We start from the raw sequence: 21,966 nt of genomic DNA on the forward strand, positions 1-21,966 counted from the left end.
AAGCACTCCTCGACACTTGCGCCATTAAACCATCGCGGAGACTGCCCCATGCCCAGCCTGTTTTTTCCCCTAGCCCAGTTGCTGCCCTGGGTGTATACCCTGGCGCTGCTGCCGGTGGCCCTTGTGCGTACGCCAAAGGGACTCTGGTGGCCGGCCCGTTTGGCCGGTTGCCTTGGTCTGGGACTGGCGGCGGGTGCCTGGTTGCAGGCGGCCCTCGATGGGCATGGCAACGATCGGCTCGGCTTGGCGATGGTCGGTCTGGTCGGCCTGCTAGCGCTGGTGATCATCGACTATTCTTGGCGCTATCTGGAGGGTGAGCCAGGACAGCGGCGTTATGTACTGGCCTTGCTCGGTACCTTGGCAGCCGTGGCTACGGTGGTGACCAGCTCCGATCTGTTCCTACTGGTCGGGGCCTGGATACTCTCCAGCCTGTGCCTGCACTTACTGCTCACCTTCTACCGCGACCGCCCGCAGGCCCTGGTGGTGGCACACAAAAAGTTTCTCGCCAGCCGCCTGGCCGATGTGTGCCTGCTGCTGGCCACCGTGCTCCTGGTGCGCGCCGGCGGCGACAGCAGCATCGCGATGATTCTCGATGCGGTGAACGCACGCCTGCAGTCCAACGGCCAGCTCGGCTGGGACCTGCAGCTGGCCGCGTTGCTGCTGGCTCTGGCGGTCATCCTCAAGTCGGCGCAACTGCCGGTGCATGGCTGGCTGATTCAAGTGATGGAGGCGCCGACACCGGTATCGGCGCTGCTGCACGCGGGGCTGGTCAATCTGGGTGGATTTTTACTGCTGCGCTTCGCGCCGCTGTTTTCCGCCGCCGTGCCGGCGCAGAGCCTGCTGGTGCTGGTCGGCGGACTGACGGCTGTAGTCGCCGCTTTGGTCATTATGACGCGCATCAGCATCAAGGTGCGACTGGCCTGGTCGACCTGCGCACAGATGGGCCTGATGCTGCTGGAGTGTGGTCTGGGGCTCTATGAGCTGGCCCTGGTACACCTGCTGGCGCACTCGTTCTACAAGGCCCATGCCTTCCTGGCTGCCGGAGAGACCGTGGCACTGGCGCGTCGACATGCCTTGCACCCCCACGCTCTGATGCCCAGCCTGGGCAGCCTGTTGCTGGCCCTGTTGCTGGCCCTGCTGCTGGCCGGCCTGGCGCTGACGCTGTTGCAGGGGCTGTGGACTTGGCTGGTACCAACCTACGAGTTGCCCCTGGCGGCCCTGGCGATCCTGGCCATCGGCCTGGCCCCCTGGTGCCTGCGTCAGGGCCACGTGCTGCATGGAATGGTGGTGTTCGCTCTACTTCTAGGCGCCTACCTGATCTGGCATCAGGCGGCGGCCTGGATATTGGACTACCCGCACGCAGAAGCGCCCCTGCCGCTGACCTGGCTGGCAGTGCTGCTGTTCCTCGGGCTCTACGTGCTGCAGGCCGTGATCCTGGCCCGCCCCAAGGGAGTACTGGCGCAACGCCTATATCCGCTGGCCTTTGCCGGCTTCTACTTGGATGAGCACTTCACCCGTCTGACCTTCCGCCTGTGGCCGGTTCGCCCGCTCCGGGTTTCGACCTTCGCGACTGGAGACCGCACATGACTGCGCTCGAACATTTAGTCAGCCTCGACCGGGATGCTCTGCATGCGTCAGCGCTGCAGGCCTGTGCACGCATCGCGCCGACCTGGCCGCTGGATCGCATGATCGCAGTCAACCCGCTGTGGGAGCGTCGCGAGCAACCCTGGCATGAGGTCGCACAACAGCTCTGGCTGCGCGCTGGCAGTCGCCTGACCCTGAGCACCGAGGACTACCGGCAGGCCTGGCAAGAGGGCAGCATCGCTGAGCGTCACCTGCATCAGGCCCTGACCGAGCAGGGTGTGTCCTGGACCAGCGAGCATCTGCTGCAGGCTCTGGATGCGAAGCAGGAGCCAAACGGGGGGCTGCCACTGCTGGAAGACCTGGCCGAGCCTGGTATCCCGCAGCCGGGCTGGCCGGTGCTTATCACCCAGCAGATCGGCCAGTGCTGCGCTGCCTGGTTCGACCGCGAACAGGCCGACTGGCGCCCGGATGACAGCGCCGGTCTGTACCAGGCCTGGCGCAGCAGCATGTTGGCGGATAGAGGGCTCAGCGTACTAAGTGCCTGTCGCGACCTGGACGGACGCATCGCCGAGCTGCCGTTGCAGCCGCAGGTGGCGCTGGAGGCGGCGGTGCAGCGCCTGGGGCTGACAGCCGATGACTGGGCCCCCTGGTTCGACTGCCTGCTGCTGCGCAGCCTGGGCTGGGCTTCCTGGTGTGCCTACCAGCGCTGGCAGGCGCGCCAGCAGGGCGAGGATGACCAAACGATGCTGGAGCTGCTGGCCATCCGTGCGGCCTGGGAGTGGCTGGTAGACGATCGTCAGCGCGACTCGCAGAGCCGCTGGCAGCGCTGGCGTTCGGCCTGGCAGCGCCTGCTTCAGCAGCCGCCGTCGGCCGACTGGCAAGCCCTGCAGCTGTGGCAGCGGGCCGACGAGTTGGCCTGGCAGGAGCAGTTGCAAGGGCTATTGTGCCGAGCCAAACCGGCGGCAGCGCCAAAGGCGCGGCTGGCCAAGCTGTTCTTCTGTATTGATGTGCGCTCCGAGCCCCTGCGCCGCGCCCTGGAACAGGTCTGTCCCGAGCTCGATACAGGCGGTTTCGCCGGCTTCTTCGGCCTGCCCATCGCCTACACGCCGCTGGGCACCACCGCCACCCGCCCGCAGTTGCCGGGCCTGCTGGCACCGCAGCTGCAGGTCAGCGACAGCAGCGGCGATGCTGAGCAGGATCATCAACTGGTTCGACTGCGGCAAGACCGGCTGGCACGCCAGGGGCGCTGGCGCCTGTTTGAACGTCTGCCGGCCTCGACCTTCACCCTTGTCGAGAGTGTCGGTCTGGGCTATGCCGGGGCTCTGCTCGGACGCACCTGCGGTCTGCTCGGGAGGGCTGAGGAGGCGCACCGCAGTGCCTGGCGCCTCGCCGAGTGGCAGCAACTGCAACCGCTGCTGCCGGCCATGCCGCTGGCGCAGAAGGTCGACCTAGCCGAGCGCATCCTGCAGGCCATGGGGTTGAGGGGGCCTATGCCTGCGCTGCTGGTGCTGCTTGGGCACGGCAGTCAGAGCGCCAACAACCCCCAGGCGGCTGGGCTCGACTGCGGCGCCTGCTGCGGCCAGAGTGGCGAGATCAATACGCGCCTGCTGGCCGGGCTGCTCAATGAGGTCGAGGTGCGTGCCGAGTTGTGCAAGCGCGGGCATGATTTGCCGGCGTACTGCCACGTCCTGGCCGGTCTGCACAACACCAGCACCGATGAGGTGCAGGTGTTCGCCCACGAGGCTGTTCCGGCCACTCTGCAGCCAAGCTGGCAGCGCGTGCGTCAGGCACTGGATGAGGCCGCTGCCCGGGTACGCCGCGAACGGGCGGCCAAGCTGGGACTGGCCCCGGTACAGGAGCAGCCCGGCAAACTGCTCAATCTGCTGCGCCGGCGAGCCCGGGACTGGGCCCAGACCCGGCCCGAATGGGGCCTAGCCGGCAATGCGGCCTTCATCGCCGCGCCGCGCTCGCGCACCCGGGGCGTGGACCTGCAGGGCCGGGCCTTCCTGCATGACTATGACTGGCGGCAGGATGGCGAGGGGCGGCTGCTAGAGTTGATCATGACCGCGCCCATGGTGGTGGCGCATTGGATCAACCTGCAATACTTCACCTCGACCACCGACAACCTGCGCTTCGGCAGCGGCAACAAGCTGCTGCACAACGTGGTGGGTGGGCACATCGGCGTGTTCGAGGGCAACGGCGGCGATCTGCGCATCGGCCTGGCCCGTCAGTCGCTGCACGATGGCCGGCAGTGGATGCATCGCCCTCTGCGCTTGCATGTGGTGATCGATGCGCCGCAGGCCATGATCGATCGGGTGATCGCAACGCACGCGGTAGTGCGGGATCTGGTTCACCATGGCTGGCTTCATCTGCTGCGCCTCGACGGTCAGCCGGCTCAACTGGAGCGGCGTACGGTCGAGGGCTGGCAACCTCTGGAAGGTGACTAAGCTGCGCAGGCCGTCTCTATCGGGAGCGGGATTGCGGCCAGGCTGACGGGGAAAACGCGTCGGCGAACCGGGGGACAGAGAACACAGATAAACGCAAAGGCCGTCTGAGGGCCCAGTCTGCTCTTGCGCTCTAGAACCCGGCGAGCGGGCTAGAAATAAACCCTCGACTTTCTTATCCATCGAGCCTTCCTGGTCATGGTCGATGACTCAGCCTTGGTTTTCGGAGGTCCGGGTCAGCAGTATCTCATGGGTAATCACGGGCGCGACTACGCCTTGGACTCCACGGCGCTGGTCAGCGGGTAGCGGCTAAACGTGCGAAAACATACCAGCGGATCTGGATACTGGCGCGCTGATACGGGCTCAGGTGCGCGAGCAAACGCGTCGTCCTGCCGTGCAGCTCTACCACTGGACTTGGCTCCGCGCCGTACAAGTCGACGACCTCGATACCCAAGATATGGTTGCACTGCCAGATATCCAGCTCAGTCCAGTTCGACAGGAGAAATATCGTGATCGTTTTCTAGCCGGCCCTTTAGATCACTGAGCGGGAGCCATGAATCATAAAGGTTCGCAGACACGAGTCTTCTCGCTTGCTGATGCTAGTAATGTTGGCCTTCCACCTCTGGAATGCTAACGAGTTACGAGGCCTAACCAGGCAGCTAATTGCCGCCCGTTTTTAAAGTTCTCCGCATCACGATAGAGCGACTACTGGCCTAGTAGTGAGCACTACAAGCTTCCATGCCGATCAGGTAGCGCGGTAAGTTGGCAAAATATACTGCCACCTGATCGCGTTTCAGTTCCTTGCGCAATAGGGGCCTGCCTCACTCGTTTATGCCATGAATCTGGAACACATTTTTGGCTAAGTCGATACTAACAATTCTGATTTCCAGAGCTGACTACCCCTTCGTGCGAGTGGATGGTGACACGACTCACTCTGGTACGCGATCCGATTATGGGCGGGGGCGTCCATACCAAGGCCTATGAAGTTTTTTCCAGTTCGGTTGGAGGCAAGCATAAGCGAGCGCATATCGAAAGTATGGGGCCTTTGATGAATTGCTGGAGTGGCTTCCGACCCTGTACTGCCGGCGCGTATCAGCATCCTGAATGCCAAGCTGGCGTCCGCCCGAGGACAGCTATTAGCACTTAGGCATTTTGCTAACACCACCACTGTTCTGCGTTTGGATGGATAGGTCGAGGTAACTGCTGATGGGCATAGCCGGCCGGATATCCCCATGATCCCATGCAAGAGGCTAGCAGAGGCAGCCGCAGGATAATTTTGCAAAACTTGTACATCTGGCGCATTCTGTACAACTAAAATCTTTACATCGGCCAACGGGAATACGTCATGGAATTAGTCAGTTTCGGGTCCAACGACATTGAAAACACCCTCGCTAGGATGACCACCGGGCAACTCGATAAAGTGGCGTTTGGCGCCATTCAGCTCGATGCCTCTGGCAAAATCCTGCAGTACAACGCCGCTGAAGGTGACATAACGGGTCGTAAGCCGAGTGAGGTTATTGGCAAGAGCTTTTTCCGTGATGTGGCTCCTTGCACCAATCGCCCGGAGTTTCAGGGCCGTTTCGCCGATGGTGTCAAAAGTGGCAACCTCAACACGATGTTCGAATATGTATTCGACTATCAAATGAAGCCCACCAAAGTAAAAGTGCACATGAAGAAGGCCCTGATCGACGACACCTACTGGGTATTCGTTAAGCGCCTCTGATTGAACTCCCCATGCCTAACCAGCCCGCAGAGATCAGCTTGAACCGACTTGAACTGGATAAAGCCAGCATTCTGGCCGTTATCGTGTCGTTACTCGCTGATGAACTCAAATCCCTGCGCTACCTGTCTGTACACCATATAGGTAGCGAACTCTGGGATGCCTCGACCCTGATCGGTGACGTGCATGAAACCTGTGAGTCTGATCAGTACCCGATCGCCATAGGTGCTGATTCCCTGGAGCTGCTCAGCCTGGCGACCCGCGTCGCCACCTTCTTCAACATCTATGACAGCGGTCTTGAAGATTACCTACTGCGCTTCAAGACCATTGGCGAATGGGCAGAGCTGGTCGTAAACGCGCGTCTACGCGGATCTGAGAACCTCACCTTTGCCACATCCGGCAGCACGGGTACGCCCAAGCAATGCCCGCAGAAGTGGGATGTCTTGGTCAACGAGGCACACTTTTTTGCCAAGTACCTAGGTCCAGACACCGAGCAGCCAGCGCAGCGCATTATCGCGCTCAGCCCATGCCACCACATTTACGGCTTCATCTTCAGCGTACTGCTGCCCTTGCAACTGCAACTGCCGGTTATTCGGGGCCCACAGGCATTGGCACTGATCAACCAACGCAAGATGCAGGCAGGCGATCTGCTGATCGGCTTTCCGTTTATCTGGGGGCAACTGACTCGCCAGGGCGCCTGCTTTGCAGAAGGGATTACCGCCATCACCTCTACCGGTCCATGTGATCCCAGGCTAATTCGCCAACTGCGCCAGCAAGGCCTGGAGCGCATGATCGAGGTCTACGGCTCAAGCGAGACCGGCGGGATCGGCATGCGCGGCGACCCCGAGTCGCCCTTCAAACTGCTTCCGCGATGGCAGCGCGGCAGTCACGCTGACTCCTTGAGCGAATGCGTCAGCGGCTCAGATTATGAGCTAAACGACCAACTGCAGTGGCTGGATCAGGCTTATTTCCGGCCGATAGGCCGTCGAGACAAGGCGGTAAAGGTAGGCGGGATCAATGTGTTTCCAGCCAGCATCAGCGAGCGCCTGCAAAGCCTGCCGGAGGTCGCGGCGGCGGCTGTTCGGCTTATGTCGCCACTTGAAGGCGAACGCCTGAAAGCCTTTATCGTGCCCGCAGAGGGCCAGGATGACGAAGTAGCCCTTAAGGCACTTCTGCAGGCATGGTGCACGTGCAATTTGACAGTGGCCGAGCGCCCCAAAGCCTTTACATTCGGTTCAAAACTGCCGCGCAGCGCATTAGGCAAGGAAAGCGACTGGCCTTTATAGGACTATGCCTCATCTGGCTCAGCGCAAAGTAGGCAAGCTAAAAGTTGTCTGTTGACGCCGACGCTGAATTGATCAAGTTGCCGAGATATCGCTGACCCAGTCTGTCCCTCGCGAACCTTTGCTTTTGCTGAATTTGTGCAGATTTGGAGGCGGATCAGTCTTGCGTCAGCACGTGGGTCAATTCGGCGGCGGTGTCAACACGATGGCCGCCACGCGCGGCATTTGGTGTTTACAGAGCACGTCGACGATTCGCTTCACATGTTCGTGGTTTTGGCCTTGCGGCACCGAGCGACGAACACTGGTGCGCCGCATTCCCAATGCCATACTCGGACTCGGCACCTTCACCGACTGATCGCCGCGAAGTGCCGCCATAGTCCGGTTCACGCTGGACAACCGATTTTGCGCGGTCGCGAGGCCGATAGCGCCTTGTTCAACTTGTTGGCGCAGATGCTCTGCGTAGTCCAGCAAGGTCTGCCGATCTATGTGTCGCGCATCGTTAAACCCCGGCCCATCCTCCGAACGACACCAGCGGATAAACGCCTGCCAGCGATCACTGTGCGCCTTGACCGTGGCGTAATGCCCGCCGCCAAAAAAGTCGCGCAAGGCTTGCGGTCCGGCATAACTCAGTTGTCGGCCATAGCCAAAATTTCGTCCACCTCGTCTACCCACCAATGCCATGATCAAACTCCTCTCGAAGCCATCAGCTGCGGGGGGTGTCCACTGACGCGTGACAGGCGGCTCCTTCCGGCCGAGAATCGCATGCCGGGAGCTTGGGCATCTATGAGCTGGCCTCCTGAACACTTGCGCAGATAAGCATTCGTGTCGCACTCAGAGATATTTTTTGAACGTCGCCGCTGTGATGGCCATGGTCACCCCGAGCATCACGGCGCACGGCAGAAATACCGCCATCGGGTTAAGCGAAAAGGGTAGGGACAGGTAAAGGATCCAGGGCACGATCAGCAATGGGATGACCGCTCGCTTGGCCCGGTGATAGACAAAGCTGCTTTCTCGCCCGGCTCCAAATTTTCGCAGGTCGCGGCGCATCAGGCCATCGATAAAACCGGTGAACATGGCCAGCAGAAACAGAGGAATCGCCAAGGCCAAGATGGTCAGACGCACCACAAAGGTGAAGCTGACATACACCGCCGCCAGGACGAAATCCTCAATGCTCACATACAGCTGATTGATCCCGCTCCAGAAACCCTTGCCCTGGCTCGACACCCGCGCCTGCTGGGCAAAGTCTGCAAAACCGGTCTTGACCAACAACCAGTGGTTGAGGAAATCCATCCACTGGATAATCGTCTGCCCTGGTTGTTGGAGGATCAGTGAGGATTTGAAGTGCTCACTGAGCCAGCCCAGTTCGCTGCTCAGCATTGCCTGACTGTGTCGCCAGCCTTGATCACCCCAGAACAGCAGCAGACCGGCAAACTCGATCAGGATCGAGAACAACAACGAGGCGATCAGCAAACCGATAATGCGCAGGAATAGGCCAATCGCCGACACGATCAGCCCTGGGCGCTGGATCGGTTGCGGTGGAGGGGGCTGAACTGAAGTCATCCTTCTTGACTCCGCGAGGCGCACTGCCGGGGCGGCATTGTCACGGCACCTGCTGAGTAGGCGCACTTGAATCCACCACTGAGGAGGTACGTGGTGGCGTGGCGCGATCTGGATCGAAGTCGAGCGTCGGACCGCCACCGCTTGCACTCCACCAGTGCCCCGCCTGCTCGTTATAGCTGGCGCGCATCCGCTGAGTCAGTTCCTGCAAATCCTTGGGCATGGCGTCGTCGGGCGAAGGCTTGGGCAGTGGCATGCGGACTTTCCAGAGCTGTCCGCCCACTTGGAAGGAGAACATTTGCCCCTTGGGTAAGCTGACGATATGGGCCGGCTCGATCAGCGGCACGCTGGTGCTGCTGACCCGGTCTTGGGAGGACGAGGTGAAGTCTGTGGTGGCCTCCGGGTCGGAAGTATCGGTGGCGCCTGAGACCAAGGTTTTGGTCAGCACGTTGATCTTGGGCAACTGTTGGGTGAGCAGCTCAGCGGTGGCGGTTTCGCGTACTCGGAGCATCTGCAGGGTGTTGAAGTTTCCGATAACCTGGCCGGCTTTGGCGCGGTTACCGATACGTGCCTCGATATCGCTGAGGGTTTGGGTGTACGCCGTCACCTGAATGCCTGCGCCACCGCCCTTGTTGATCAGCGGAATGAATTCATCGCCCATCAACTCGTTGAACTCATCGGCGTGCAGGTTGATCGGTAGCTTGTCGGCGCTGCTGCCCGCGGCAGGCAAGCCATGGTCGATGCCATGCTTGTAGATATGCCCAGCCACCGAGACCAGGTCGGCGAACATGGAGTTGCCCACCGCCGCGGCGACCTCGGCATCGGTCAGCGCATCCAAGCCGACATAGACGATGCCGCGTTTGCGGATGATCTGCATCCAGTCGAAGATCGGTCGCGGGTCATCCAGGTCGGTGTAATTGGGGGCCAGCAACTGCGCAGTCTTACCGGTGGTGAGCTTTTCCAGTAGTGGCAGCAGCGAGGCGACGATTTTGTCGAAATAGGTGCGGTCGTAACGCACCGCCGAGCGCAATCCATCCAGTACCGGATCGAATACCCGTTTCGCCGCCAGGTATTGTTCGATGGCCACCACGCGTTTTTCGCGTCCAACCATATGGCGAGGAATGTTCTTTTCATTGAGTTTACCTTCGAGTTGGACGATGACCTCCCAGGCTGTCGGGTCGGTCTTGGCGAAAAACTGCTGGGCGTATTCGATAAACAGGGCGTCGATATTGACCACATGCCGTTGGATCTGCAGGTAGTCCGGGCGCCGACCCAGCTCGATTAGGGCCCGGGCGATGATATTGACGAAACGCCAGGCGAACTCGCGAAAAGCGGCGGAGTTGCCTTCGCTGCTGAGTTGCCCGGCGATGCGCGAGGCCACCTCCGAGATACGCCCGAAGCGTCCTACGGCGTTGTAGCGGGCCGAAATCTCTGGCCAACCCAGATGGAATACATAGAATTCCTTGTCCCGGCCGGCCCGTTTGGCCTCCACGTACATGCGTTTGAGCAGGTCGGCATCGCCTTTGGGGTCGAACACGATCACCACCTCAGGTTTTACGCGGTGGATGTCCTGGGTGATGTACACCTCGGCCAGGCGTGTCTTGCCCACACGGGTGGTACCCAGCACTAGGGTATGTCCGACCCGTTCGCCCAGTGGCAGACTGACTTCCATCTCATCCGGCTCAACCCCATGCAGCAGCGGTGAACCGCCTACAGTGGGCAACGGCCGTAGCGGATTGAAGGTGCTGTCCCACGCGGTGATTCGTGCCAGGGTTGACAGTGGAAACGGCGCATGCTCCAGGTGCCGTTCAAGCCTGCGGGCCAGGCGGTAGCGGGTCGGCGGATCGACATAACGGGCCACGGCCGGGTCCTGGGCCTCGACCAGACGCTGGGTGTGCAGGCGAGTCCAGCGAAAACCGCGGCCCATGAACAAGCGTTGGCGGCTGACGGGCATCTGTCGACTGGTCAGTTCGTAGCGGGGCAAGCGACGGATATTGCGCCGATAGCGGAGCACGTCCCAGGCTTGGCGCAGTCGAATAAAACCAAACAAGGCATAGGCCAACGCCGCGACCAGGCCGATTTCAGGGGACAGCGCCACGGCCCAAGGTGAATACAGGCACAGCGCGGCGGCCGCGATGCAGATCGCTACGGTGTACAGTTCCACCGCCGGCCGGAGCTTGGATTCCATCGCATGTTCGGCCATGGTCGGGGCTCACTGTTCCAGTGCGGTGGCGGTGATCAAGACGGGGTAGTGCTCGATCTGCAAGCGGATGGCGATCTCGTTACCGCTGACCGGCAGGATGGTGAGGCCCGGCGCCGCCGCTCGAATCCGGAGCAAGGCTTCGGTATCGGTTACTTCGACGGCCAGGCCGGCCGCGCCCAGCTCACGGAGTTCAGTCGCGCGTTGACGCAGCCAGGTCAGCGACTGAGGGTCGCCACCCACCAAAAAGAAGGGTTGTAGGCCAGGCATGTTCAGGGTTCGTGGCGAGATTGGGCCAGGACTCAATTGGGAACTGCGGACTGGCAGGATCCACGCCTCATCGGTAAACGTAGACAGGTCGGCATGCATGGCCCGATCAGGTTGAGGTCGGTCACTCCTCTGAGCACCTGTCACGTGTAAATAGGGCAGCGTGACGTCGTCCGGCGAATCTCCGACCACGGTCAATTCCGCCTGGGCGAAAGGTGCCAGGAGCAGGATGCAGTAACAGGTGAGAGGTATGCGCTTCATGGTGGTGTGACCTCGTTGAGGGAAATCAGCAGCCGTTCGAGTTGCCGGGTAAAACCCGCGCGGTAGCGCGCAGCCGCTGCACCTCCCGCCGGGCGGTGATAACGTCCGGCCGCCAACACCCAATCCCCGGTGACGGCGTGGTGCTTACGCAGCAGCGCGGCGGTCACGGCGAGATTGCGATAGGGGTCGAGGGCGTCGCAGGGGCTGGAAAAGTGTTGTCCCTGGTAACCCAGATTGGTTTGCCCGAGACCGACATCAATCCGCTTGGCGTCATGCTGGGCGAGCGCTAGGAGCAAGGCTTGGCACGCCGCCTGGCGGGTGGCGAAGCGATAAGGGCTACCGGCGATATTCAGGGTCCAGGGCCAGGGCAGTAGTCGACCCCGGACGCGGAGTCCACTCTCTTGCAAGGCAATGGCGAACAGCACCGTCGACGGGATGTCGGAACGCTGTGCCGCCAGTTGGTAGGCGGGTGGCGGTAGTTCCGCGGCCTGAGTCGCCAGCGTCATCAGCATGAGTACCAGGCTAATCAGTGGAGGCGTTGCCATTGTCCATTCACCTGTTCGAATGTGGCGGGCAAAGGTCCTGGTGCACCGAGGCTGAACCAGTGACCCCGGTCATGGTTCAGGGTGATCTGCCGGCGTTGGACCCGGGCTGGGTCAATGCCGGCTTGCCGCGCCCAGCTGCGCACACGCTCATCCTCACCTTGGCTGCCCACCAGGTAGATATCGAATGCCACGTCACGGCTTTGCAGACGTTGCGCTTCGGCGGAACAGGCTGGGCATTGGTCTTCGACAAACAAGGCAGGGCGGGGTGCGACCGGTGAACTGGTTGGGGACGGGGACGCCATGCCCTGGATGGGCAGCAGTCCGGGAAACAGCTTGGCCCAAGCGGTGTTGTAAGCGTTCTGGTAGGCCAGTTCGCGTTCGGCCCGTTTAGCCTCTAGCGTGACCTGTAATTCGGCATAGCGCTGACGTGCCTGGTCGCTCTCGGCTTCAATTCCGAGTGCGGTCAACGGGTCGAGGTTCGGGCTCCAGAAGCCACGTGGCCCAGCCTGGATGCGCTCGAAACGTGACCACTCCTGCTCGGTGAGTCCCCAGTTCGCCGCTTGCGCGGTGCGGGAGCGTGCCAAAGACGTCGACGGCGTATCCTGAATCAATGATTGGGTCGTGACGGTATCACCGAGCGCGGAGCCTGCGGCCAGCAGCGACACGAAGCAGACGAGAGTGGCTAACGGCGCTCTGTTCATGATCGCTTCTCACGGGAGTGGCACAGTCTGATCGGGTTGACCCGTCACCGCGAAGAGGGCGGATCTCGGCTCCAGTGCTTTCAAGCGCCAGGCTCCGACTTGTTCACCGCTATGCAGCAGCCGGATATCCGCGAGCGAGCGACTGCCAGGCGGCGCGGTGGCGAGAAAGCGTTCACCCGCGCGGGACTCGACCGCCAGCACCGAGAACGGTGGTGAGAGTGCGACGAGCTGGGGGCTAGCGGTCTTTTTTGGTTTGGACTCTGAAGATGTTGCTGGTGGGGTAGGTGACCGGGGCTTGAGGTCCAGAAGTCGTTGCTCGGCCTGCTCTAGGCGTGCGCGCAGCGCCGTCATGTCGGCCTCGGTGGCACGGGTGGCCAAACCCTTGCGCAGTTCTTGGATATCTTGCGCCCACTGATCCAACAGGGGGTCGAGCGTATTGCCCTGTTGCTCGCCGCTATCGACTGCCAGTTTCAAGTCGTTCAATGCGAACTGCAGCTTTTTCCGTGCATTCTCCAGTGCACTTACATCGTGTCGCAGAGTGTCTAGGGGCTGTAGGCGTTCGGTGGTCGTACTCTGCAGCTCGTCCAGACGCTGATACTGGTTGTACAAACCACCGGTCAGGCCGGCGACTGTCAGGCAAAGCAAGCCAACCATGAAGGTTTGAAAGGTCGAGGATTTCATGGGCCCGTCTCCGGTGAGCGGGACAGGACAGCCGTCAGCGGCAGGGCGGCGAGACCGATTGTTTGTTGGGTGAAGCAGACCGAACGACTGACTTCATCGACCGTGAGTGGCCAGGTCGGACCAGCCAGCACCTGCAGTGCGCTCCGCAGCGTGATGGGGCCAAGCCGGTAATGGGCTGCGGGCAGGGGCCGGGTGAAGAGCACTTGCACCGATGGGGTGGCAGGGCAGAGCGAATAGCCCGAGCGTTGGAGCACGTGGTGCAGGGCGTCCTGTACTGAGGGGCTCAGGCTGGACGGGATGGTCACCTCGATAATTTGCGCGAGAAGATCCCACTGCTCTGGCGTGGGTTCGGTGCTGACCCGCGTATAGCGGCCGTAACGGAGCTCTGCCTGATGTCTTCCTTCGACGGTGCTTATCGAGGAGTGTGCCCGACTGGCACCTCTGTCGATCAGATGTGGGGGTGATGAGGTACTGGTGACCTGCGCGGTGCAGGCGCTGAGCATCCCCAGCAGGCAAATAGGCGTGAAGAAACGGCCCATAGAAAAATCCTCATGTCAGATTCAGTACAGAGCCTGGCATGAGGAGCAGGATGACTCAGTGAGAAATCCGACTCAGGGTGGGTCGTTATAATGCATTGCGCTTCACGTTGTTACTCATCAAAAACGGCGAGTCCGACAATGACAGGCTAATGGAGGATTTCATCCGCAATGGACAGTATAGATAGCGTGCTGGGGGTGCCTGCATATGCAAAAGTACCCCCTCAGTGGCGGCCTTCGGCGGTTTTGGAAGGGTTAGCGTGTGCTATCTTTTTTTGATAGCATAAGACGCATGAAGAACAGGCACCGAAAAACTCTGGAAGCTATCTACCGCACGCCAACCAGCGCGGGGGTAGTTTTTTCTGACATTGAGGCCTTGGTCATTCATCTGGGCGGTCAGGTACTGGAGCGCGAAGGCTCGCGGGTCAAGCTCGTACTGAGAGACGCGCAATGGCGCTGCCATCGACCGCACCCAGGAAAAGAAGCCAAGAAGTATCAGGTAGAAGAAGCTCGCGAGTTTCTTCAGCGAGCAGGAGTTGAGCTATGAACAGCATGACCTATAAGGGCTATACGGCTCGAGTCGAGTTTGATGAGCGTGACGACATCTTCGTCGGCCGAGTGTTGGGTGTGCGCGACATCATCAGCTTTCACGCCGATTCCGTGGCCGAGCTGCGCGCCGAGTTTGCTGCCGCTGTAGAGGATTATTTGGCTGACTGTGCTGAGCAAGGGCTCAGCCCTGAGAAGCCAGCCTCTGGGAAAGTGATGCTGCGCATTCGTCCCGAAGTGCATGCTGCCGCGACCATTGCTGCCCAAACCGCCGGCAAGAGCCTAAACCAGTGGGCTGACGAAGTGTTCGAGCGTGCTACGCACGCGTGATGCCAGACAGCAAAAAGCCCGCACGGGCGGGCTCTCTGTAGATAGGGCCAACTCCTTTTGGCTGACCGCATGATGCTTGGCAAATGTGACGAAGGCATAAAAGGGCGGATACGAATTAAAGCCCGATGCTTTGCCGGGCGTATCATCCTGAGCATGTCAGTCATGCTCCATTGATTCAGTTCTGCTGTTTGAAAGATCTTCCTCTGCCGCTGAAGGCGATGCTGTGCCTCTACCGATCTCTCATGTCCGAAGCGTGTTCTTCGCTGGACGATTGCAGTCTTGAAGACTTGAAACTTCTTCAATCCCAGCAACAGCTCATCGTCTTCCCTTCGTTTGCTGTGGTCAGTTGACGGCGGGACATTCATCCACAAGATTGTGTCTCCATGCTGGGTGCATATGAACCAGGCGCCCGAAGGCGCCTGTAAGGGTTAAAGCCAGCCATATTCGGCCAGGGAGAGGGGACGGCCTTCGCCTACGATAAAGTGATCCAGTACACGCACTTCGACCAAGGCCAGGGTTTCCTTCAGGCGTGCGGTCAGAAGGCGATCTGCCTGGCTGGGTTCCGTACAACCTGAGGGGTGGTTGTGAACCAAAATGGCAGCGCCCGCGTTATGCGCCAGAGAGCGCTTAACGACCTGTCGCGGATAAACGCTGGCGCCGTCGATGCTGCCGTAAAACAGAATTTCGAACGCCAGCACCCGGTGCTTAGCATCTAGAAAAATCACACCGAAAACTTCATGCTCTTGTTGCGCAAGCTGCAGTTTGAGATAGGCCGCCACGGCGTCAGGTGAGGCTAGGTCGGGGCCGCGGGAGAACAGCCGACGATCCAAAATAAGCAGGGCTTCGTCGATCACCCGGTTTTCCTGGGCGATACGATCGGCCTCGAAATCCATGTTTTCAATCAGCATGAGTTGTGTGCCCATGGTAGTGCCTCCGATGGAGTCATTAGGGGGAGGCACCCCAGGGGAGTGGTCTCCCCAGGTGGGTATGAAATGGCGGGCGTTAGCCGATGTTGCGTCGTTTACAGCCGAGTGAATTGGTGGCGTTGACCCGATTGGGGCGATCCACAACCCTCACAGGGCAACGAGGAAAAGGTTTTGATTCCCCAGCCGGCCTCGGCGTCGAAGTCAGCACTGATGGGCATCAAGTGCATCAGTCCAGATTGGATAGCCGCGAGGCGTTTCTCGACTTCATCCGGTGTGTCGTAGAGCGATAAAGCGCTGTAGTCCTCGTAAGCAGCAGCGAACAGACAGTCGTTGCAAAGCCAGAAGGATTCCATGGTGGTTCTCCTGTGCTAAGTGAAGTACAGGCGCTCGACGGAGCGCTTGGGTGAGGAACATCGCGGACTGTTCAGATGGACTGAACAGTGTGGGTTGCGTCACGGCTAGCGGTGTGTGGAGAGGGTTGATTTTCAGGTTTGAGCTGAGCCTCTGTTGGGATTTCGCTCTCCTCAGCTTCTGCATCCGCCAACGTTGGAGAGGACTCATGAATTGGCGCGTGCTCCGCAGGGGCTGTTGCTTCCTGCCTGGCGGGCGCTTTGTACTCGAGCGAGCCGTTGACCTTGATCCAGTCGATGAAAAGCAAACGACCTTTCAGGCTGGCGCCTGGCTGGCCTTGTCTCTCACCTTTCTCGTATAGAAACGGATCGATCCACAGATCACCGATACGAAACGACAGCAAAACCTTTTTCTCAGCTTTGACGGCGTCCATATAGAGACGAATCAAGCGTTCAGCTTCGCCGCCGGCGACCTTGCAATCGAAGCGGGTGTATTCCACCGCATCGGTGGCACCGTGTAGGGCGGCGATATCGCAAGCCATGAATGGCTGGCCGCGGCGGACTTGTACTTCACGAACACGGTTGAGGTAGCCGATACCGACGGTGTGCAAATTGAAGTAGGTGATGGCTTCTTGGGGTTGGTTGGCGTGGGCCATGATGGTTTCTCCTGTTTCATGGGAAAACGGCGACACACACTCCCTGGACGGGGAAGTGAGCCCCCGTCAGGGTGGGTAACGTAAAAGTCAGCAATGAACGAGCCGTCAGCGGCAAGCCAATGACGAGCAGGATGCTGCATCTGGGAAATAGCGGTACGGTAGAAGAGCGTCCGCGGGAAAAGTCCGAGGACCTGGGGGAGTGGGCATTCATCACCGCTGAAGCGGTAACCGTGCGAGCCTCCGAACGCTGATCGCACTTGGGTCAACCACCACGAACGTGGCGTAGCCTTAAAGGTTCTGGCTACCTGGGCTGGGCTGTCAACGACAGCGAACCACGCCCTTTTTATAAACCTGGCAACGTCGCGCGTCAAGGCGCTGCAAACCGATTTTTGATACCTGGAATACAGTGGCAATCAGCGGACTGAAAAAGTGAAGAGGGGCCCGGCGGGGGCCAGGCGAGGAAGAGAAAAGCCACCTTTGACGGTCTTGCGCAGTCGAACGGCTCCTCGCAAAGCTTGATTCACTGCGTCATGATTCGCCAACCGACCCTTGTCGTGGCCTGGGTCGGAACCTACTGGCACGCATCCGCGCACAAAGGGTGCCCAGTATTTCCCCGATGGGCTCCGGGGCTGAATATGAGCGTCGAAGCGGATGACCGCTATTGCCTGGCAGAGGCAACAGGGGGCATCCGCCACCACGATCAGGTCGAGCATGTAGTGGGGAAATTGTTCCACTGAGAAGAAGGCCCCGAACTCTGAGAGTCCGACCGAGCTACCCGGAGCTTATCGGTCTTGGGTCGCCATTGGCGATGCAACGAAACTACTACAGCAGAGACGGCGCGCCAGCGTCAAGTCTGAGCTTAATGCCTAGGTACTGCCGAGCAGGGCAGTCAATCGTTCCGCCCTTTCCGCAAGAGAAATCCTGATGTTTAGGCGACGCATCACTGGCGATGCGTCTCTTTTTTGAAGGGCAAAGTCCCCTTGCATGCCGGGTACCGAGAGCACGACCAGAACAGCCCCGACTTCCCTTTACGCTGAAGCATCGTGTTGTTACAAACTGGACACGTCGGACCGGCTGCGACAGACACCGCCAAGCTGAGCGTCCCACAGTGTTCGATCAATTGCGCAATCCAGCTTGCCTGCTTGGCGACGAACGCCTCGAGGGGCAGACGTCCTGCTTCGATTTCGTCCAGAGCCTGTTCCCAGATCGCGGTCATCCCCGGATCGGCGACTGCGGCCGGTACCGCCTCGATCAGGGTATGGGCCGCTGCCGAAGCCTTTAGGGCGCGTTTGTTCTTCAGTAAATAACCACGGTCGATCAAACCCTTGATGATGCTGGCGCGGGTGGCTTCGGTACCGATGCCGGTGGTGTCGCGCAGTTTCTGCTTCAGGCGGGAATCGCTGACCAGTTTGGCCACGTTTTTCATGGCCTTGATCAGCTCGCCTTCGGTGAGGGGTTTGGGGGCGGTGGTGCGCCGGGCCTTGAGTTCGACGTCGCTCAAGGTGCATTGCGTACCTTGTTGTAAGGCGGGGAGTACCTGGGACTTTTGGCTCGGCTCATCGTCTTCGGCGCTGTCGTCGAGCAAGCTTTTCCAGCCCTGGGCTAGGATCTGTTTACCCACCGCGGTTAACCGCTGTCCACCGCACTCCAGTTCGGCCTGGGTCCGATCAACCTCATGATGCGGCAGAAATTGCGCCAGGTAATGGCTACGGATCAGTACGTAGACTTGGCGCTCGGGTTCGGACATCCGAGCCAGGTTCGCTGGCTCGGTGGTGGGGATGATGCCGTGGTGCGCGGTGACCTTGGCATCGTTCCAGGCCCGTGAGTGCAACGAGCTATTGAGTCTTTCGAGTGCGCTCTGCAACGCAGGATCGGTGGTGAGCAGGGCATCGAGGACCGCCGGCACTTCGTCGAACATGCTCTCCGGCAAATAACGGCAATCACTGCGTGGATAGGTGGTGGCTTTGTGGGTTTCATACAGGGCCTGGGCGATATTCAGGACTTCCTGAACACCGAACCCCAATTTGCGCGAGCAGACTTCCTGCAGCGTGCTCAGGTCGAAGGGCAGAGGCGGTGCTTCCCGGCAATGCTCAGTCTGCAACGAGAGCACTGTGGCGATCTTGCCGCCTGTGATCGCTTGGAGCGCGTGACGGGCCAGTGCCTGCTGCAGGCAACGACCTGCGTCATCTCGTCCTGAGCTGGGCGGTAACCACGACGCGATGAAACGCTGACCCATCGAGGACAGGTTCACCTCCACGTCCCAGTAAGGCACTGGGACAAAACTGGCAATCGCACGATCCCGATCGACCACCAAACGCAGGGTCGGGGTCTGCACCCGTCCCACCGACAGCACCCCGTCGTAACCCGCACGCCGACCGAGGAGGGTAAACAGCCGACTCAGGTTCATGCCGATCAGCCAGTCGGCGCGGCTGCGGGCTAGGGCTGCATGGTAGAGCGGAAAGGTCTCCTCGCCGGACTTCAGTGCGGCCAAGGCTTTGCGAATCGATGTCTCGTTGAGCGCGGACAACCAGAGGCGCTGAAGGGGCCCTCGATAGTGGCAGAGCTCCAATAATTCACGGGCAATCATCTCACCTTCGCGGTCGGCGTCGGTGGCGATGACGACGCTGGAGGCTTCATTGAGCAGGCGGTTGATGACCTTGAACTGTCCGGCCGTCTTGGGTTTGACCTCGACCTTCCACTGCCTGGGAATGATCGGTAGCTGATCCAGCGACCAGCTCTTGTACTGCTCGCCATAGGCTTCGGGCGGGGCGGCCTCGAGCAGGTGGCCGATGCACCAGGTGACGGTGGCATCACTGCCAATTAGGCAACCCTCACCGCGCCGGGTGGCGCCGAGTACTTTGGCGATGTCTCGACCTTGAGAGGGTTTTTCGCAGAGGAATAGGCGCATAACACTGCTCCGGATGGGGTCCAGAGCAGCGTCATGGGAAATCGCAGGGTAGGCTATGAGAAACCTGAATGCCAGACTCTCCACATTTTTCATGCCGGGAAGCCTAGCACTGAAGGGTGAACGTCAGGCTCACCAGAGGCGCACCTTGTAGGCCCGTCGCCCTTCGCTTTTGGGTTGATTACGCCTTGCGCTTCCTGGATTTTGCGGCTGCTGAAGAGCCCTGGCTGTTGGCCCGGGCTGTACTGTGTTCGCCGCGTTTCTCAGGCGCCGCCTGTTCACTGGAGCGCTCCCGCATCACCACGCTGTGCACACGGTGCGGCAGGATGCCAACGCGGCGGGCCTCGATCTTGAAGGTGACCCGTGCGTTGTCCTCGCTGTCTTCCCACTCGTCCTTGACCGTGCGGCCTTCCACCAGAATGCGCATGCCTTTTTGGTATAGCGTACTCCAGTGTCCGGCGTCGCGGTGCCAGAGCTCTACTGGCGCCCAGTAACCGCCGCGGTCTTCATAGCTGCCCTCGCGTGGCACGGGGTTGTCGAAATACACATTCAGCCGGAGCAAGCGGCGGGGTTCGTCATTGCCGGAAGTGAATTCCTGGAACTCTGGCGCACTGCCGATGTTGCCTTCGCCGACGAAAAAAGTACTCATCGTGATACCTCCACTGCGGTTGTGAGTTGGCGCAGCACCTGCTCGGCGCTGGCCATTTTGATCGCGCAGGTGGTGGCCTGGCGAAACAGCGAATGCACCACGCTCATCTGCAGGTTCAGTGCAATGCGCTCGCATTCGAATTGGTACAGCCCTTCGCGCATGGCCGGCGACAGGGCGGGATGGGCCACTTGCTGCTCCCAGACCGCCACACCCATGCGGGCGAAGTCACGGGTACGCCAGCGCAGGAACGTGCTGCCGGAACCGGTGTTTTGCAGCACCAAACGCGTATCCAGCAGTGAATAAGGTGGTCGTCCGGCCTGCTGCATGACGGCCTCCATCAATTGGCGTAACTGCGCCTCGATGTCCCTCGCCACCTGCGCCAAGTGCTCCAACTCCCCCTTACTCTTAAAAGGTTTTAAAAGGCCTTTTAGGGAGGCTGCGTGTTCGAGCTGTCGATAGGCATCCGCTGTCAGCACGTCGCGGGGTATCGATTGCGTCGGGTTGATGGGGCTCATGCTTGATCCTCCGGCTCAGGTAGGATCGCTGGCGGATCTTCCGCGTTGCTTACCAGGGCTTCAGTGTCAGCCATGGGCGCAGCACCACCGCGGATGATCGGCGGTGCAAACTGCGAGCGCCGCTGGCCTTCGAGAACGTCCTGTGGTGGCAAACCGAACTTGTCGATGGCCTCATGGGCCCGGGCGTTGTTTGCCGCCATGTCATCCCGGGTGACGCCGGCATGTCGATAGCGCTGCGCCAGGCCGAACAGGCTGCGGAGCAGATGGGCACCGTCGTCGATCCAGGCTTCCATGTCGACGCGCCCGATCAGCGCGGTGTGATGGGCGAGTAAGGTGCGGCGCACCAAGGTGTCGTAGTCGGTCAGCAGGTAAACCGCCAGAAAGCCCATCTGACTGCCGATGTACAGCGGCAAGGTCACCGGGTGGATGTTGAGGTTGTCACCCATGTCGATCTGGGTCGGCAGGTCCTGCCTGACCCGATCCAATTGCTGAGTCAGCTGCAGCATTCCGGCCTTGGCCTGCAGCAATTTTTCTTCGAGTTGCAACATGGCCCAGTCGGCGTAGGGATCGTCGTGGGCCGAGGTCTGTTTGATCAGGTTGGTGACGCTGATATAGCCGGCCATGCCCATGATTGCGTGCACGCCTTCGCGGGCCGTCCGGCCTTGCCAGATGCGCGCGGCGTGGTGGGTGTGCAGGGTCAGGGTGATGCTACTGCGCAATGAGCCCAGGTTGAGTTGGTAGTGATCGGCCACGGTGTTGTCCTCGCAGGTGCTTAGGCGAGAGCATTGCGGCGGAGGATGTGCAAGAGCAGCCCAAAAGCTGAACGCGGTCTGTTCGGTTTGCCACGGGTGAATGGTGATGCTGATCGCTCTCGGGCGTAATGCCCGGAGCATCAAATCCATTGAGGTCCAGGATCGCTATGGGGACAACTGCCCTCAACCGATCTGGAGCCTCAGAGGGGCATTCGCCTTGATGCCAGTGGCATCAAATCCACTGAGGTCCAGGATGGATACGGGGGAACAACAGCCCTCAAACGATTTGAGGATTCAGGGCGACCTCCGCTTTGATGCCAGTGGCATCAAGTCCACTGAGATCCAGGATCGGCACGGGACAACGGCCCTCCATTGATCCGAGCTCGCAGGGCGGCATCCGCCTTGATGTCCTGGGCAACAAATCTACTTACCGCTAGGGCGTTTCGCGGGGAGCTGACGCAACTCATCCAGGCAGGCTTGCACCAAGGGTGATAGCGGTTCGTCCGGCTTTCTGGATCGAGGTGGTGGTGGTGGTGGTGGCTGTCTCTTATACACATC

20 protein-coding genes and 3 pseudogenes are annotated in these 21,966 nt (G+C 60.3%); 6 read left to right on the plus strand and 17 right to left on the minus strand.

The genetic code is table 11. The features are described from left to right. Positions 1-48: 48 nt before the first annotated feature. Together UB23_RS18805 and UB23_RS18810 are read left to right on the plus strand one after the other, a co-directional pair. Complete coding sequence (locus UB23_RS18805) at positions 49-1,587, plus strand: NADH-quinone oxidoreductase subunit L (RefSeq protein ID WP_045060804.1); 1,539 nt, start codon at positions 49-51, stop codon at positions 1,585-1,587. After that, positions 1,584-4,031 carry a YbcC family protein gene (locus tag UB23_RS18810; RefSeq protein ID WP_045060805.1) on the plus strand — a complete coding sequence of 816 codons (2,448 nt, stop codon included), beginning with the start codon at positions 1,584-1,586 and terminating at the stop codon, positions 4,029-4,031. The genes UB23_RS18805 and UB23_RS18810 overlap by 4 nt, the downstream gene beginning before the upstream one ends. Positions 4,032-4,563: 532 nt before the next feature. Here the strand turns inward: UB23_RS18810 and UB23_RS30340 are convergent. Both UB23_RS30340 and UB23_RS30345 read right to left on the minus strand, forming a co-directional pair. Next, a pseudogene (locus tag UB23_RS30340) lies at positions 4,564-4,721 on the minus strand (transposase); the annotation flags it as partial. 23 nt (positions 4,722-4,744) lie between these two features. Beyond that, positions 4,745-4,918 (minus strand): annotated as a pseudogene (locus tag UB23_RS30345) (IS110 family transposase); the annotation flags it as partial. A 455-nt stretch (positions 4,919-5,373) separates the two neighbouring features. On the opposite strand from UB23_RS30345, the gene pyp reads away from it, so the two are divergent. Continuing rightward, on the plus strand, positions 5,374-5,751 hold the full coding sequence (gene pyp / locus UB23_RS18815; RefSeq protein WP_045060806.1) for a photoactive yellow protein: 378 nt from the start codon (positions 5,374-5,376) through the stop codon (positions 5,749-5,751). Between the two features lie 11 nt (positions 5,752-5,762). After that, on the plus strand, positions 5,763-7,034 hold the full coding sequence (locus UB23_RS18820; protein WP_045060807.1) for an AMP-binding protein: 1,272 nt from the start codon (positions 5,763-5,765) through the stop codon (positions 7,032-7,034). Positions 7,035-7,232: 198 nt separating this feature from the next. Here UB23_RS18820 and UB23_RS18825 read toward each other — a convergent pair. The 8 genes and pseudogenes from UB23_RS18825 to pilL2 all read right to left on the minus strand — a co-directional run. Continuing rightward, a pseudogene (locus tag UB23_RS18825) lies at positions 7,233-7,712 on the minus strand (integrase domain-containing protein); the annotation flags it as partial. Positions 7,713-7,862: 150 nt separating this feature from the next. After that, positions 7,863-8,591 (minus strand): TIGR03747 family integrating conjugative element membrane protein, encoded by a 729-nt coding sequence (locus UB23_RS18830; RefSeq protein ID WP_045060808.1) that lies wholly within the window; start codon positions 8,589-8,591, stop codon positions 7,863-7,865. Between the two features lie 40 nt (positions 8,592-8,631). Then, entirely contained in the window at positions 8,632-10,791 is a 2,160-nt protein-coding gene (gene traD, locus UB23_RS18835; RefSeq protein ID WP_045060809.1) for a type IV conjugative transfer system coupling protein TraD, read from the minus strand. A gap of 9 nt (positions 10,792-10,800) precedes the next feature. Beyond that, complete coding sequence (locus UB23_RS18840; protein WP_052673007.1) at positions 10,801-11,316, minus strand: integrating conjugative element protein; 516 nt, start codon at positions 11,314-11,316, stop codon at positions 10,801-10,803. After that, the gene (locus UB23_RS18845; RefSeq protein WP_045060810.1) at positions 11,313-11,861 is read right to left on the minus strand and encodes a transglycosylase SLT domain-containing protein; all 549 of its coding nucleotides are present in this window, start codon (positions 11,859-11,861) and stop codon (positions 11,313-11,315) included. The genes UB23_RS18840 and UB23_RS18845 overlap by 4 nt, the downstream gene beginning before the upstream one ends. Further along, positions 11,843-12,562: a TIGR03759 family integrating conjugative element protein gene (locus tag UB23_RS18850; protein WP_045060811.1), complete on the minus strand. Its 720-nt coding sequence runs from the start codon at positions 12,560-12,562 to the stop codon at positions 11,843-11,845. Before UB23_RS18850 ends, UB23_RS18845 begins: the two co-directional genes overlap by 19 nt. Before the next feature lie 9 nt (positions 12,563-12,571). Continuing rightward, positions 12,572-13,243, minus strand: coding sequence for a hypothetical protein (locus UB23_RS18855; protein ID WP_045060812.1), 672 nt, complete (start codon positions 13,241-13,243; stop codon positions 12,572-12,574). Beyond that, positions 13,240-13,782: a PFGI-1 class ICE element type IV pilus protein PilL2 gene (pilL2, locus tag UB23_RS18860; RefSeq protein WP_045060813.1), complete on the minus strand. Its 543-nt coding sequence runs from the start codon at positions 13,780-13,782 to the stop codon at positions 13,240-13,242. The genes UB23_RS18855 and pilL2 overlap by 4 nt, the downstream gene beginning before the upstream one ends. Positions 13,783-14,071: 289 nt before the next feature. Between pilL2 and UB23_RS18865 the strand changes: the two genes are divergently transcribed. Beyond that, positions 14,072-14,326: a type II toxin-antitoxin system HicA family toxin gene (locus UB23_RS18865; RefSeq protein ID WP_045060814.1), complete on the plus strand. Its 255-nt coding sequence runs from the start codon at positions 14,072-14,074 to the stop codon at positions 14,324-14,326. After that, complete coding sequence (locus UB23_RS18870; RefSeq protein WP_045060815.1) at positions 14,323-14,655, plus strand: type II toxin-antitoxin system HicB family antitoxin; 333 nt, start codon at positions 14,323-14,325, stop codon at positions 14,653-14,655. The genes UB23_RS18865 and UB23_RS18870 overlap by 4 nt, the downstream gene beginning before the upstream one ends. A gap of 428 nt (positions 14,656-15,083) precedes the next feature. Here UB23_RS18870 and radC read toward each other — a convergent pair whose 3' ends face one another. The 7 genes from radC to UB23_RS18905 all read right to left on the minus strand — a co-directional run bounded on the left by radC (position 15,084) and on the right by UB23_RS18905 (position 21,408). Next, positions 15,084-15,578 (minus strand): RadC family protein, encoded by a 495-nt coding sequence (gene radC / locus UB23_RS18875; RefSeq protein ID WP_045060816.1) that lies wholly within the window; start codon positions 15,576-15,578, stop codon positions 15,084-15,086. A gap of 98 nt (positions 15,579-15,676) precedes the next feature. Beyond that, entirely contained in the window at positions 15,677-15,934 is a 258-nt protein-coding gene (locus UB23_RS18880) for a hypothetical protein (protein ID WP_045060817.1), read from the minus strand. 71 nt (positions 15,935-16,005) lie between these two features. Continuing rightward, the gene (locus UB23_RS18885; protein ID WP_045060818.1) at positions 16,006-16,587 is read right to left on the minus strand and encodes an STY4534 family ICE replication protein; all 582 of its coding nucleotides are present in this window, start codon (positions 16,585-16,587) and stop codon (positions 16,006-16,008) included. A 940-nt stretch (positions 16,588-17,527) separates the two neighbouring features. Continuing rightward, positions 17,528-19,495, minus strand: coding sequence for a DNA topoisomerase III (locus UB23_RS18890; protein WP_045060819.1), 1,968 nt, complete (start codon positions 19,493-19,495; stop codon positions 17,528-17,530). A 178-nt stretch (positions 19,496-19,673) separates the two neighbouring features. Further along, complete coding sequence (locus tag UB23_RS18895) at positions 19,674-20,141, minus strand: single-stranded DNA-binding protein (RefSeq protein WP_045060820.1); 468 nt, start codon at positions 20,139-20,141, stop codon at positions 19,674-19,676. After that, positions 20,138-20,656 carry a DUF3158 family protein gene (locus UB23_RS18900; RefSeq protein WP_045060821.1) on the minus strand — a complete coding sequence of 173 codons (519 nt, stop codon included), beginning with the start codon at positions 20,654-20,656 and terminating at the stop codon, positions 20,138-20,140. Before UB23_RS18900 ends, UB23_RS18895 begins: the two co-directional genes overlap by 4 nt. Continuing rightward, positions 20,653-21,408: a PFL_4669 family integrating conjugative element protein gene (locus tag UB23_RS18905; protein WP_045060822.1), complete on the minus strand. Its 756-nt coding sequence runs from the start codon at positions 21,406-21,408 to the stop codon at positions 20,653-20,655. Before UB23_RS18905 ends, UB23_RS18900 begins: the two co-directional genes overlap by 4 nt. Between the last annotated feature and the right edge of the window lie 558 nt (positions 21,409-21,966).

The organism is Pseudomonas sp. ES3-33, from assembly GCF_000952175.1.
GTDB lineage: Bacteria > Pseudomonadota > Gammaproteobacteria > Pseudomonadales > Pseudomonadaceae > Aquipseudomonas > Aquipseudomonas gregormendelii.